Raw genomic sequence first — 13,499 nt, forward strand, 5'->3', positions numbered from 1 at the left:
TTATTGAATCTAAATAGTAGAACATGCAAACAGAAAAGGTAATCGACCATATAGTCAAGTGGCTAAAGGAGTATGCTTTAAATGCAAAATGCAAAGGTTTTGTAATCGGTGTTTCCGGAGGAATAGACTCCGCTGTAACTTCGACCCTTTGCGCAAAAACAGGTCTCGACCTTTTGTGTTTGGAAATGCCCATTCACCAAGGCAAAAACCAAGTGACCCGTGCAGACAGACATATAGATTGGCTGATGGAAAATTTTTCCAATGTTTCCCGTCAAGCGGTCGACCTTACCCCCGTGTTCGATAGCCTCGTGGATTCCTTTCCAAAAGTGGAAAACGAAGAAGAGCGATTTATGTCACTAGCCAATACGCGCGCACGCCTGCGGATGACCTCCCTTTACTATTTTGCAGCTCTTGAGGGCTATCTGGTTGCTGGTACCGGAAACAAGGTCGAAGACTTTGGTATAGGGTTTTACACAAAATATGGTGATGGAGGTGTGGACCTAAGCCCAATTGCCGATCTTTTAAAAACAGAGGTTTATGAAATAGGAAGGGTTCTTGGGGTAAACCAAGATATTATGGACGCAGCTCCAACTGACGGGCTCTGGGGCGACAGCAGAACAGATGAGGATCAAATCGGAGCATCTTACCCCGAACTGGAATGGGCCATGGAAATGGATGATAAAGGAAAAAAAGCCGATGATTTTTCTGGCAGGAAAAAAGAAGTTTTTCTAATCTATAAAAAATTCAATACCGCCAACAAACACAAGATGATTCCCATTCCCATCTGCGATATTCCAACTAACTTAAAATAACACTTTAACCCAAAAACCCCAGTTTAAGACGAAAAAAACCATAGTTTTTCTGTGGTTTTAAGAAAAAAATTACAGTTTTACATGAATTAATTGTTATCTTGCCTGCTAGTTATTGTAGGTATTTAGCCACTAACCATTCATTAAATTAAACCTAACAAAATGATAAAAGTATTGATAGCTGATAACCATCCTGTTGTAAGGCTTGGTATCAAAAAGGTACTTGAATCCAGCACAGACATAGAGATTATTGCTGATGTTTCAACTACCGAGGAGCTTTTTAATACATTGAAAAACTTAACCCCCGATGTAGTGATTTTGGAAATGGACATTCCCGAAATCAATGGAATTGCTACCCTTAGAAAAATGAAAATGGAGTTCCCCGACATTAAAACTTTGATGTACAGCGGGCAATCCGAAGATGTTTACGCTCTGAGCACGATCAGGGCTGGTGCTTTTGGTTACCTTTCCAAAACTGCCGACTTGGATTACATTGTATCTGCAGTAAAAAAAGTGAGCGAGGGGAACATGTTCATCACAAATGAACTGGCACAACGTCTTGCTTTTGACGAAAGTACCCAAAAACCGCGTAGGTTCTTTAGAAAACTATCGTCCAGAGAAGTAGAAGTTCTAAAACTACTGGCCAGCGGAAAAAGAAACAAGGAAGTGGCCGAAGGCCTAAATCTAAACGAAAAAACAGTAAGCACCTACAAGGCAAGGCTGATGAAAAAGCTGAATGTGGACAATTTGGTGGACTTACTGCAACAGGCAAAGGCACTGGAATTATATTAGGAATACCCAACCAAACCAACTATTGTGGTAAATCCCTTTCAATCTTGTATTGGAAGGGATTTAATATTTTACGAAAGAACTCGGTTCAACTTAGCGTTCAACAACTTATTTAGTTGGAGATAGTTTACTATTTCTTCCAAAACCTCGGTATTGTCCCCTTGCTGGTCCTGGGTCTTTTCCTGTAGCTTTTGTATTCGATTTTTGATCAAATTACAACGTAAGGTCAAAATAGTTTCTCCAACCAACTGGGCCACCCCAATATTTTTCCCTTTCGGATAAATATCCCTTCGCTCCCAGTCGTGAAGTACATATTGCTCTTCTTCCATTAAAATGGAAGACACTTGCGATACTGTTTCTTGATCTAGTTCGGACAAAAATGTACTAACAGAAAAATCGGTATCCTCGTTCAGTTTTTCAATCAATTTATAATAAATGGTCTTGAACTGTTCGTTGGAAAGCTCAATTTCATCATCCTGAAGATCTAAAAATACTTTTTCATATACTTTCGCCTGTATGACCTCAGGTTCGAGCACGAGTTCACCTTCTTCGTTCTCCTTGAGCACTAAATCCTCAAATTCTTGTTTTTGATTTCCATATAACAGCAGTACTTCAATTATTTTTCGCTCCAGTTCATACTGCACATCCACCTTTTCCACCACCCGATCAGTCTTCACAACTTCAAAGGCCTTTTGTTCCTGCTTTACTTTTTTGGCTGTATCGGTTTGCAGTTTTTTATCAATCTGGGCCAAAGCATTATAAAGCACATCTTCCGAAACCTGCATAATTTTTGCGCATTCCTGCACATAAATTTCTTGCCGAATTCGGTCCGGGATTTTACTAATACTATTAACAATATCCCTAACCGTATCTGCACGTTTTATAGGGTCGCTTGCGGCTTCTTCTGCGAGCAATGAAGTTTTGAACTGAATAAAATCCTTGGCATTCTCACTCAAGTATTGTACTAAATCCTCGTAAGTATTGTTCTTGGCAAAGCTATCGGGATCCTCGCCTTCCGGAAACGTACAGATTTTCACGTTCATTCCCTGTTCCAGAATCAGGTCGATTCCACGCAGCGATGCACGTAGACCCGCGGCATCACCGTCAAACAGTACAGTGATATTCTTGGTCAACCGGTTTATAAGACGAATCTGTTCGGGAGTAAGGGCGGTTCCGCTAGAGGAGACCACATTCTCCACACCACTTTGATACATCTGGATGACATCCGTGTACCCTTCCACCAAAAAACAGTTGTCCTCTTTGGCAATGGCCTGTTTGGCATAATAAATCCCATAAAGCACCTTGCTCTTGTGGTAGATTTCGCTTTCAGGGGAATTCAGGTATTTGGCGGCTTTTTTATCGTTGGAAAGTATTCTCCCACCAAAGCCCAAAACCCGACCACTCATAGAATGGATAGGAAACATTACCCTGCCCTTGAACCTATCGAATGTTTTATTTTCGCCCCCAGCCTGTTCCTTTACAATGGTAAGGCCTGTCTTCTCCAGAAATTCCAACTTGTACCCCTTCCCCAATGCTGTTCTGGTAAAAGCCTCCCATTCGTCCAAACTATAACCAAGACCAAACTTTTTAATAGTATCATCGGTAAACCCCCGTTCTTTAAAATAGGTTAGGCCAATCGCCTTTCCAGGCTCGGAATCCCATAGGGTCTTTGTAAAATACTTTTGGGCATACTCGGAGACCAAATACATACTCTCGCGTTCATTGGCCTGCTCTTTCTGCTCATCGGTCTGTTCAGTTTCCTCTACTTCAATATTGTACTTTTTTGCCAAATATTTTATGGCTTCGGGGTAGGTAAAATGTTCATGCTCCATTAAAAAGGCCACCACATTCCCCCCTTTTCCACTACTAAAATCCTTCCATATCTGCTTAACCGGGGAAACCATAAAACTTGGAGTGCGTTCATCCGTAAAAGGGCTCAATCCCTTAAAATTGGAACCTGATTTTTTCAATTGCACAAAATCACCGATTACCTCCTCCAGTCGGGCGGTTTCATATACTTGGTCTATGGTCGTTTTTGAAATCAAAGTATTCTCTTAAAAATAGCTGTTAAAGGTAATAAAAACAATATTTTCCATATTTCGAAATTCGACTGCCTATGTAAGATTTAGTATATTAGAAGCAAATTCTTACAATACCGATATTATCGGTACACGATAGTACAGAAATAAAATTATAGAGGATTATGATGCTGAACAAAACACAAAACTTTTGGATACTCACCGCCTTGCTATTTCTCTCCATCCAATTTGCAACAGGACAAATGGAAGAAAAAGCCAGACCTATCATCGAAAATGGTGAAGCACAGGTAGTCCAAGCTTTTTCGGACCCTAGTAAATGGATCCGTCATGATCTTTGGGTCGAAACCAGCTTTGATTCGGACGGGGATGGTAAATTAGACCGCATGCATGTGGGCGTTACACGGCCCGAACAGACCGAGACAGAAGGTCTACAACTGCCCGTAATCTACGAATCGAGCCCGTATTACGCTGGAACAGCAGGACTGGACAAAGGTATTTTTTGGGACGTAAAACACGAGCTGGGCACACCTGGTAAACCAAGAAAACATCCCAATGTTACACGTTTGGGCGAACGTCCAATCATCTCCAACTCACAAATCCAAACATGGGTACCCAGAGGTTTTATCGTGGTACACTCATCCTCTCCAGGAACAGGTCTTTCCGATGGTGCTCCAACCGTTGGTGGCCAAAACGAATCCTTGGCTCCAAAAGCGGTTATCGAATGGTTGTGCGGCAAGGCCAAAGGCTATACCGAGCGCGAGGGCAACCAAGAGGTTAAGGCCTATTGGTCCACTGGAAAAGTAGGTATGACGGGCACCTCGTACAACGGAACCATTCCTCTAGCTGCTGCGACCACGGGGGTTGATGGGTTGGAAGCCATAATTCCCATAGCGCCCAACACTTCGTACTACCATTATTACCGATCCAATGGCCTGGTCCGATCGCCGGGAGGGTATTTGGGTGAAGATATTGATGTCCTTTATGATTTTATACATAGCGGTGACGAATCAAAAAGGGAGCGGAACAACAAAGTGGTTCGGGATACCGAAATGAAGAATGGATTTGACCGAATTACCGGAGATTACAACGATTTTTGGGCAGGAAGGGATTATTTAAACCAAATGGGTTCCATGAAAGCAGCCCTGCTAATGTCCCACGGTTTCAACGATTGGAACGTAATGCCCGAACACAGTTATCGCATTTACAAAAAAGCCAAAGAAATGGGACTGCCCGTCCAAATCTATTATCATCAGAACGGGCACGGTGGACCACCACCTATCTCCATGATGAACCGCTGGTTTACTAGATATCTTTATGGGGTAGAAAATGGAGTGGAAAACGATCCTAAGGCATGGATCGTTCGCGAAAACGATAAAAAAGATAACCCTACACCTTATGAGGACTATCCCAATCCCAAGGCCGAAAACATCAAATTTTATTTGACAGCAGGAGCTCCGGGAAAAGGTAAATTGACCACCACCAAACCCAAAAAACAAGGAACGGAAACCTTGGTGGACAATTATTCTTTTTCAGGTTCCAGTTTGGCCAAAGCTGAGACCACAGAACACCGGTTGCTCTATATTACCCCGCCTTTATCAGAGGACACCCATATTTCCGGTGTTCCCAAAGTCAAGATTAAAATGGCCAGTAGTAAGCCTGCTGCCAATTTATCCGTTTGGTTGGTTGCTCTGCCTTGGACCGATGCTTTGAACACCAAAATAACGGACAATATAATTACAAGAGGATGGGCAGACCCACAAAACCATAGCTCGTTGACGAAAAGTGAACCTTTGGTCCCCAACAAATTTTATGAAGTGGAATTTGATTTGATGCCGGACGACCAAATAATTCCAAAAGGACAACAGATCGGCCTGATGATTTTCTCAAGTGACAAGGAGTTCACCCTATGGCCGGAGCCCGGAACCAAATTGACCATAGATCTGGACGGCACAGAGCTAACGCTTCCGGTAGTAGGTGGAAATCTATGATCATCAATAGGGCAAACTGACTAAGCTCATTGGAAATATTGAAATTATTCTTTGTATTTAAGGTTGTTTAACCAACACCTTATTTTACATGAAAGTTTTAATTATCTATGGCACTGTAGAAGGCCAAACTCGGAAAATAGCCCGTTTTATGGAGGAGGTCCTTCAGGAGAACGGTATGCAGGTAACCATTGCCAATGCAGTGGAAGAGCCTCCATCTCCCGATAGTTTTGATGTGGTATTGATCGGAAGTTCCATCCATATCAATAATTATAATACGCTCATCAAAAATTATGTGGAACAACATATTGACACCTTGAACAAAAAGCCTTCAGTGTTTTTCTCCGTTTCAATGGCCATCGCCTCCAACATTAAAGAGGAGCATGAAGAAGTTGCAAAGGTGGCGCAAGAATTCTTGGAAGAGACCCACTGGAACGCAAAGACCGTATGGCATATTGCAGGAGCGTTGAGATATACCCAGTACAATTATTTTAAAAAATTGATCATGCGCTCCATTGCAAAAAAAGAGGGCGGCTCCGTGGACACCACAAAAGATCATGAGTACACTGATTGGAACCAGGTAAAAGAAATGACATTGAATTTTATAAACCGTTTAAAATAACAACCCAAATGAACAAACACAGTTTCGACACCCTTTCACAAGCCGTGAACACATTAACGGAGGAAGGTTTCAAAGAGGATTTTGAAGCAGATGAATCGTGCATTAAAGCATTATATTCCAAAAAAGAATATCAGCCCAACGAACTAAAGATAATTGATTCTTATCGATTTGAAGGTATGACGAATCCTAGCGATGAATCCCTAGTTTTTACGATTGAGGCCAACGATGGCACCAAAGGCACCATGGTTATGTCCTACGGTGCTTCTACAGCGCAAAACGAGGCGCTAATTAAACAAATACCCAACAAAACGAACTGATCAAACGAACAATGTTCCCACTGAAGAAGGTTGGTACAATAGCCATCCCGTTAAACTGAACCTACTTTTGTGGGCTTTTAACACAGCATGGGGCACCACAGCGCTTTTAAACATTACGCAACGTGCGCCAATTGGCTGTACCAGAAAACTAGTACCGTTCTTTTCAAAAATTTCCAATTCACCGCCATCACCATCTATCCAATCATCATTTAAATAAACGATCATAGAGATCATGCGGTTGTTCCGGTTTTCGAACTGATCTAAATGCTTATCGTAATGCCCTCCCGATGGGTAATGTGCCAAATGAAATTCGTACCCTGATAAACTCAGGTAGCAATAGCGGTTAAATATTAAAATGGTTTCATCCAGAACATCCCAATAGTTCTGCAATTGGACATCGCGCTTTCTATCCAGCCAGTAGGTAAAGTCACCTCGTACCTTGGCATCTACCTGAAAATCGGAATGGGCACCTATTCCAGCCTCCTTAAAATTAGGGAGCTTTCCCAGAAAAAAAGATTTTATCCCGGAATAGAGTTCCTCCCGAAAAAAATTATCGATTATCACATAATCCTTACTGGAGATGTCGTCCATCCAGGACAACCAATCATCCAAACTGTGGTAAGTGCTCAATGCTTTAAAAATGTGGGCGAAGGTAAATCATATTTAAAAACGAAAATGATTTTTCTTTATTCAAATAGGAAAACTCTACCTTTGAACAACTGTAACATTAGAATATAATGATCCTTTTTTTTGGTACTAGAACTGGTAAAAAAGCAACTAAAGTCCTTAGAAATGTTACGTGTCCCTATTGCCATCAAACCGGGACATTGACCGCTGTTGCCCAACCGAACTATGCCCATTTGTTCTGGATTCCACTTTTTACCCTTAATACAATTAGGTTCGCAGAGTGTTCGCACTGTAAAAAAGTATATTACAAGGAGGAGTTTACCCCAGAGATGGAACAAGCGTTGTCCTTATAAAAAAACGGCCGGGTAAACCCGACCGTTGTGTAAAACCAAAACGATTAGATATCGAACCGAAGGCCCAGTGAGATATTGTTCTGTTTTATTTCTGCATCCTTAAAAATGGGATTTAGGTCGTATTTTATATAAAGCAGTACACCGTCTACGCCCAAATATCCGCTCACACCATAAATTAGGTCGCTTGTGTTGTAGTCCCTTTTTAGTTTATCCTTTACATTTTCCCCGTCCCTATTGTATTTTAATTTTTGGCGTGTTCCCAGATTAAATCCACCATAGCCACCGAATCCCACTCTAAATTGATCGCGAATGGAATATCGTATGGTACGTTCTTTTTTATGCAATCGAGAGGGGCCCACCTCAAAATGAACAGGAAAAACAAGGTTGTCCATTCTTAACTTGGATTTATCCAGATCATACTCGAACTCTTGTAATACGGTCTGATCTCCGTCTTGCACAAAAACCTGATTGTCGTCCGGCTTTAAACCATTGAACTGAAACGAAAAACCGTAGTTAACACGTAGCCAATTGGTATTCCGGAACACACGTGTCCGCCATTGCCAGCCCATCTCAAAAAAACGGCTTCCACCAATTTTATAAGGAGAATCGGACAGGGACTGCCCCTCTATCAAAGCATTGTTAAAACCGATGGCCATAACAAAATCCGAGTAGGTTCGCCTATCGTATTTTAAGTCTCTTTTTCTTTGGCGGGAATTAAAAGTTACCGCCGGTTTTCCATCAATGAGCAATCCAATGCGCATTCTATCACCATAAATGGTATCGGATTCGGACAAGGTAAGTACATCTCCTTTGTTGCGCTCCAGTAAAGCGATCTTGTTCTCTATAATCGCGACCCTGTTCTCAATGTTCAGAGCTCTTTGCTTTGCCACTTCCTCCTTAAGTATTTTGGCTTCATTTTCGGTAATTTCACCATCTTCCAATCGTTGGTTTATGTCCCGTACCTCAATCTTTAGGGCTTCTTTTTCCTGATCGATTATACGTTGTTTTTCCAGCTTGAGCGTTTCGATTTTCTTTTGATAATCTTCTTGTGCAAAAAGAGATTGAGAAACCAGGAACAGGAGCAAGATTGCTGAATAAAATGTAATTGTTTTCATGATTGTTTTGATTTGTAACCCTCCTTCCCTCCTGTCCATTGTTAAGGACAGGAAGTATTGAAAGGTTTATTTTGATTGATGAATAACTTTATTGGTTTCGGTCCGCCACGGCAGTACGCAATTTTAGGTAACCGGATTTTAGTGCATCAAAGATCTGGTCACGGAAAGATTCGTCCAACTCATCCTCCACTTCGGCCAACAAGGACATGGCATCCACAGTCCCGCTCTCTGAAAATAGTTTGTCGGTTAAAATCTGTCGCTGTGCGGCACGCAGCAAGGAATCGACTTCGGCATCGGAAACATCTTGCCGTACACTTTCCATGAGCTCCACTTGTGCCACTACTTCTTCCACTTTTTGTGCGATCAACTTATCTGGGTTTAGGATCATGTCGTCCTTTAAAGGTTGTCTATTGTCCTTTGTGGCGATTGCAGTATTTGGATTTACATTGGGCAATGGTGTTTCTACCAGTTTTTGCATTTTAGTTACTTTCGACTTAGTCTCCGCAACGTCTATTTGGTTATTTTCTTTTGCCTTTATTTCTTCCGCCTCAATTACCTTCTCATTTTTGATTTCGGTTCCTACCATTTTCATTTGCTCTGTTGGGCCATTGTCCTTGGTAAAAAAGAACGCAGACACCAAAACAACCCCTACAACACTGGCGGCCACCGCGTACATAAACCATGTATTCCTTTTCTTTGGCACGGGTTGTTCCAATTGCGATGCAATCTTGTCCCAAGCCCCATTCGATGGGACAATGGTTCGCTCCTCGAGCTTTTGTTTGATATGTTTTTCAAGTTTAGCCATATCCCTTATTTTTTGTTCGCCGTTTTTGAATTGGGCGACATTCCTTTTAAACTTAAATTTTCTTGAAGCATTTTTCTGGCCTTGAAAAGTTGCGATTTTGAAGTTCCTTCGCTAATTGCCAACATCTCCGCTATTTCCTTATGTCCATATCCTTCAACGGCATACAGCAAGAAAACGGCTTTGTATCCCTCTGGAAGACCATCAATCAAGTGTTGCACATACTCCATATCCAACAGTCCATCGGATATGGGTCCTAACACCTCTTCCCTCACTTCGACCGCATCATCATCGTAAACAACAAACTGTTTTTTACGTAGAAAGGAAATACTTTCCCTTACCATAATGCTCCTGACCCAGCCTTCAAAACTACCTTTATATTGGTAAGAGCCGAGATGGTTGAACATCTTGACAAAACCATTTACCATAACATCTTCCGCAAAATGAAGGTCCTTGATATATTGTCTGCACACCCCGAGCATTTTGGGCGAGAACTTCTCGTACAACAATTTTTGAGCCTGCTGATCCCCCTTGATCGATTTTTTAATCAGTTGCTTTTCGTTGTTATGTAGCGAGATGATTTTCAAAAAAAATGGTTTACAAAAGTGCTTCTATTTAAATAGACGGGATATAAACGTAAATGGTTGCCCGAAAAATAAAAATTTTCGACATTTAATTGATAACCAGCCTTATAAATACCTATTTTTTACGGTCTACCACGTAATTTACCATTAGGGTGAGGGCACTTTTGTATTCGGAATCGGGGTAATTGTCCAAAATGGCCAACGCTTCATCCTTAAACTCCAACATTTTGGTAACTGCATATTCGAGGCCGCCTTTTTCCTTAACGTACTCTATAACCTCTTTTACACGTTTTTTGTTCTTGTTGTGTTTTTTGATGGAATTGATCAACCATTTTTTACTTTCCTTATCACTATGGTTCAATGCATAGATCAATGGCAGTGTCATTTTTTGTTCCTTTATATCGATACCCGTAGGCTTTCCAATTTTCTCGGCACCGTAGTCAAAAAGGTCGTCCTTAATTTGGAAGGCCATTCCACAAAGCTCCCCGAACTTCCGAAAGGCTTCCACCTCATCCGAATCCGGTCTCACCGAACATGCCCCCATACTGCAACAAGCGGCAATAAGAGTGGCTGTTTTTTGGCGGATAATGTCGTAGTAAACCTCTTCGGTAATATCCAAAAGTCTCGCTTTTTCTATCTGGAGCAGTTCCCCTTCGCTCATATCGCGAACGGCATTGGAAATAATGTGTAGTAAATCGTAATCCTTGTTTTCCAGAGATACCAACAAACCCTTAGAGAAAAGAAAATCCCCGACCAGAACAGCAATCTTGTTTTTCCACAGGGCATTGATGGAAAAAAAGCCCCGGCGTTTGTTACTGTCGTCCACCACATCGTCGTGGACCAGGCTTGCAGTGTGTATCAACTCAATTATGGAAGCTCCTGTGTATGTACGTTCGTTGACTTCCCCATTCAATAATTTGGCGGTAAGGAACACGAACATTGGGCGCATTTGTTTGCCCTTGCGGTTAACAATATAGTAGGTAATCCTATTAAACAATGCAACCTTGGAAGACATGGATTTGAGGAACTTTTCCTCAAAAAGCTGCATCTCATTTTCTATGGGTTCCCGTATCTGCGAAACGATTTTCAACGTAGCGGTGTGGTGTTTGGTTTTAAAACCCTAAAAGTAGGGAAAATGCGAGAGTTGTTAGAACTAAATCGAAGTTTTAAGATAGAGTTCTAAAAGTATCGTTGTTTTACCTACCAATGTGGATGGCCAATCAAAAATTAAACTCTAGCTTTTGTTGGCCAATTGACCGCAAGCGGCATCGATATCCTTGCCTCGCGACCTACGTATGGTAACCGTGATGCCGTTTTGCTCCAAGGTATTCTTGTACATGTCAATGGCACTATTGGGTGCTTGTTGAAAGTCACCATCATCAATGGGGTTGTACTCGATTATGTTGACCTTGGATGGTGCAAACTTGCAAAACTTGACCAGTGCATCTGCTGCCTTCTGGGTATCGTTGATTCCTTTCCAGACCACATATTCGTAGGTAATTCTATTCTTGGTCTTGCTGTACCAATACTCCAATGCCTCCCTGAGTTCTTTAAGTGGAAATGTGGCATTAAAGGGCATAATGGAAGTTCGGACCTCGTCGATAGCGGAGTGCAATGAAACTGCCAGACCAAATTTGACTTCTTCGTCGGCCATTTTCCTGATCATCTTAGGCACTCCGGAGGTAGAGACCACAATACGCTTGGGGGACATGCCCAACCCTTCCGGGGAAGTAATTTTTTCTATGGCCTTTAGCACATTGTTATAGTTCATCAACGGTTCTCCCATACCCATAAAAACTATATTGCTCAACGGACGATCAAAATACAATCTGCTCTCGTTGTCTATGGCCACTACCTGATCATATATCTCATCCGGATTTAAATTCCGCATACGTTTTAAACGGGCCGTTGCACAGAATTTACAATCCAAACTGCATCCAACCTGACTGGACACACAGGCTGTGGTCCGGGTTTCCGTGGGAATCAAAACGGATTCCACTATTAAGCCATCATGCAAACGAACGGCATTTTTAATGGTTCCGTCTGAACTTCGCTGCATTTGATCTACCCGAATATGATTGATAACAAAGTTATCTTCCAACATTTGTCGGGTTTCCTTGGAAATATTGGTCATGGCATCAAAATCGTGGGCCGACTTTTGCCACAACCATTCGTACACTTGGTTTCCACGAAATGCCTTGTCTCCCTGCTCCACAAAAAAGTTTCGGAGCTGCTCTTTGGTCAATGCGCGTATATCCTTCTTTTTGTTTTCCACTATCTAAAGATAAGGAAGAAAAAAATCCCGTTCACTTTAAGGTCAACGGGATTTTTCTTCTATGATTTTCCGTTTTTATAGAATCAACATCGCATCTCCATAGGAGTAGAAACGATATCCTTCCAAAATTGCCTGCTTGTACGCTTTCTTTATAAGATCGTGACCGGCAAATGCGGAAACCATCATCATTAATGTGGATTTTGGCAAGTGGAAATTGGTGATCATACAATTGGCTATGCTAAAATCGTACGGAGGAAATATGAACTTATTGGTCCATCCTTCAAACGTATTCAATGTATGCTCTGAAGAAACAGCACTTTCCAAGCCGCGCATAACGGTTGTACCTACGGCACATACTTTTCGCTTGTTGGCTTTTGCGTTATTTACTACTTCTGTTGCTTTTTCATCGATCACCAATTCTTCGCTATCCATTTTGTGTTTGGACAAGTCCTCTACCTCTACTGGGTTAAATGTTCCCAGTCCTACGTGCAAAGTGACCTCTGCAAACTGAATACCTTTGATCTCCAAACGCTTTAATAAGTGTTTGGAAAAGTGAAGCCCTGCGGTCGGTGCTGCTACAGCTCCCTCGTGCTTGGCGTAAATGGTCTGGTAACGTTCCTCGTCTTCTGGTGTTACCTCTCTTTTAATGTATTTGGGCAACGGAGTTTCTCCAAGCTCCCTAAGCTTTCTTCTAAAATCGGTATAAGAACCATCGTAAAGAAAACGCAATGTTCTTCCTCTCGATGTTGTATTATCGATCACTTCTGCCACCAAACTTTCATCATCGCCAAAATAAAGCTTGTTACCGATCCTAATCTTTCTTGCCGGATCTACCAAAACATCCCAAAGTCGTTGCTCTTGGTTAAGTTCCCTAAGCAAGAACACTTCTATCCTAGCACCGGTTTTTTCCTTGTTTCCAAAAAGTCTCGCAGGAAACACCTTGGTATTGTTCAAGACCATTACATCGTCTTCATCAAAATAATCTACGATGTCTTTGAACATTTTATGCTCAATTTTTCCTGTATCCCTATGAACTACCATTAGTTTGGATTCGTCACGATGTTCCGCGGGATATTCTGCCAACAATTCTTTTGGCAATTCAAAATTGAAGTTCGATAATTTCATGTGGACTTTTTTTCGATTTTTTTTAAGAAGTGCAAATATACAACCTCGTGATAGGGG

14 protein-coding genes are annotated in these 13,499 nt (G+C 41.7%); 6 read left to right on the forward strand and 8 right to left on the reverse strand.

Translation table 11 applies throughout. The annotated features are described in order from the left end of the window. Positions 1-23 precede the first annotated feature (23 nt). Both nadE and AB9K32_RS01890 read left to right on the forward strand, forming a co-directional pair. Entirely contained in the window at positions 24-812 is a 789-nt protein-coding gene (gene nadE, locus AB9K32_RS01885; RefSeq protein WP_252080384.1) for an NAD(+) synthase, read from the forward strand. A 159-nt stretch (positions 813-971) separates the two neighbouring features. Further along, a complete protein-coding gene (locus AB9K32_RS01890) occupies positions 972-1,601 on the forward strand; it encodes a response regulator transcription factor (protein ID WP_224837541.1) in 630 nt (209 codons plus the stop codon). 68 nt (positions 1,602-1,669) lie between these two features. Here the strand turns inward: AB9K32_RS01890 and dnaG are convergent, their stop codons facing one another. Next, the gene (gene dnaG, locus AB9K32_RS01895; protein ID WP_369884183.1) at positions 1,670-3,643 is read right to left on the reverse strand and encodes a DNA primase; all 1,974 of its coding nucleotides are present in this window, start codon (positions 3,641-3,643) and stop codon (positions 1,670-1,672) included. A 236-nt stretch (positions 3,644-3,879) separates the two neighbouring features. Here dnaG and AB9K32_RS01900 point away from each other — a divergent pair, with 236 nt between their 5' ends. The 3 genes from AB9K32_RS01900 (at position 3,880) to AB9K32_RS01910 (ending at position 6,561) form a co-directional block, all read left to right on the forward strand. Further along, complete coding sequence (locus AB9K32_RS01900) at positions 3,880-5,625, forward strand: Xaa-Pro dipeptidyl-peptidase (RefSeq protein WP_369884309.1); 1,746 nt, start codon at positions 3,880-3,882, stop codon at positions 5,623-5,625. Positions 5,626-5,713: 88 nt separating this feature from the next. Next, positions 5,714-6,244: a flavodoxin domain-containing protein gene (locus AB9K32_RS01905; protein ID WP_369884184.1), complete on the forward strand. Its 531-nt coding sequence runs from the start codon at positions 5,714-5,716 to the stop codon at positions 6,242-6,244. Between the two features lie 8 nt (positions 6,245-6,252). Further along, positions 6,253-6,561, forward strand: coding sequence for a phosphoribosylpyrophosphate synthetase (locus AB9K32_RS01910; protein ID WP_224837537.1), 309 nt, complete (start codon positions 6,253-6,255; stop codon positions 6,559-6,561). Here AB9K32_RS01910 and AB9K32_RS01915 read toward each other — a convergent pair whose 3' ends face one another. Beyond that, positions 6,562-7,191, reverse strand: a complete 630-nt coding sequence (locus AB9K32_RS01915) for a 2OG-Fe(II) oxygenase (RefSeq protein WP_369884185.1) — start codon at positions 7,189-7,191, stop codon at positions 6,562-6,564. Between the two features lie 107 nt (positions 7,192-7,298). Between AB9K32_RS01915 and AB9K32_RS01920 the strand changes: the two genes are divergently transcribed. Then, positions 7,299-7,541: a zinc-ribbon domain-containing protein gene (locus AB9K32_RS01920; protein ID WP_224837535.1), complete on the forward strand. Its 243-nt coding sequence runs from the start codon at positions 7,299-7,301 to the stop codon at positions 7,539-7,541. Positions 7,542-7,585: 44 nt separating this feature from the next. Here the strand turns inward: AB9K32_RS01920 and AB9K32_RS01925 are convergent, their stop codons facing one another. The 6 genes from AB9K32_RS01925 to queA all read right to left on the reverse strand — a co-directional run bounded on the left by AB9K32_RS01925 (position 7,586) and on the right by queA (position 13,442). Beyond that, positions 7,586-8,656, reverse strand: a complete 1,071-nt coding sequence (locus AB9K32_RS01925) for a coiled-coil domain-containing protein (RefSeq protein WP_369884186.1) — start codon at positions 8,654-8,656, stop codon at positions 7,586-7,588. A gap of 88 nt (positions 8,657-8,744) precedes the next feature. Next, complete coding sequence (locus AB9K32_RS01930; protein ID WP_369884187.1) at positions 8,745-9,461, reverse strand: hypothetical protein; 717 nt, start codon at positions 9,459-9,461, stop codon at positions 8,745-8,747. 5 nt (positions 9,462-9,466) lie between these two features. Then, a complete protein-coding gene (locus AB9K32_RS01935; protein WP_369884188.1) occupies positions 9,467-10,045 on the reverse strand; it encodes an RNA polymerase sigma factor in 579 nt (192 codons plus the stop codon). A gap of 112 nt (positions 10,046-10,157) precedes the next feature. Continuing rightward, positions 10,158-11,132 (reverse strand): polyprenyl synthetase family protein, encoded by a 975-nt coding sequence (locus AB9K32_RS01940; protein ID WP_224837531.1) that lies wholly within the window; start codon positions 11,130-11,132, stop codon positions 10,158-10,160. 144 nt (positions 11,133-11,276) lie between these two features. Beyond that, positions 11,277-12,317, reverse strand: coding sequence for a 23S rRNA (adenine(2503)-C(2))-methyltransferase RlmN (gene rlmN, locus AB9K32_RS01945; protein ID WP_224837530.1), 1,041 nt, complete (start codon positions 12,315-12,317; stop codon positions 11,277-11,279). A gap of 75 nt (positions 12,318-12,392) precedes the next feature. Further along, positions 12,393-13,442: a tRNA preQ1(34) S-adenosylmethionine ribosyltransferase-isomerase QueA gene (queA, locus tag AB9K32_RS01950; protein ID WP_252080392.1), complete on the reverse strand. Its 1,050-nt coding sequence runs from the start codon at positions 13,440-13,442 to the stop codon at positions 12,393-12,395. Positions 13,443-13,499 lie beyond the last annotated feature (57 nt).

Origin of the sequence: Allomuricauda sp. XS_ASV26, assembly GCF_041224615.1 — a bacterium.
In the GTDB taxonomy this organism is placed as follows: Bacteria; Bacteroidota; Bacteroidia; order Flavobacteriales; family Flavobacteriaceae; genus Flagellimonas; species Flagellimonas alginolytica.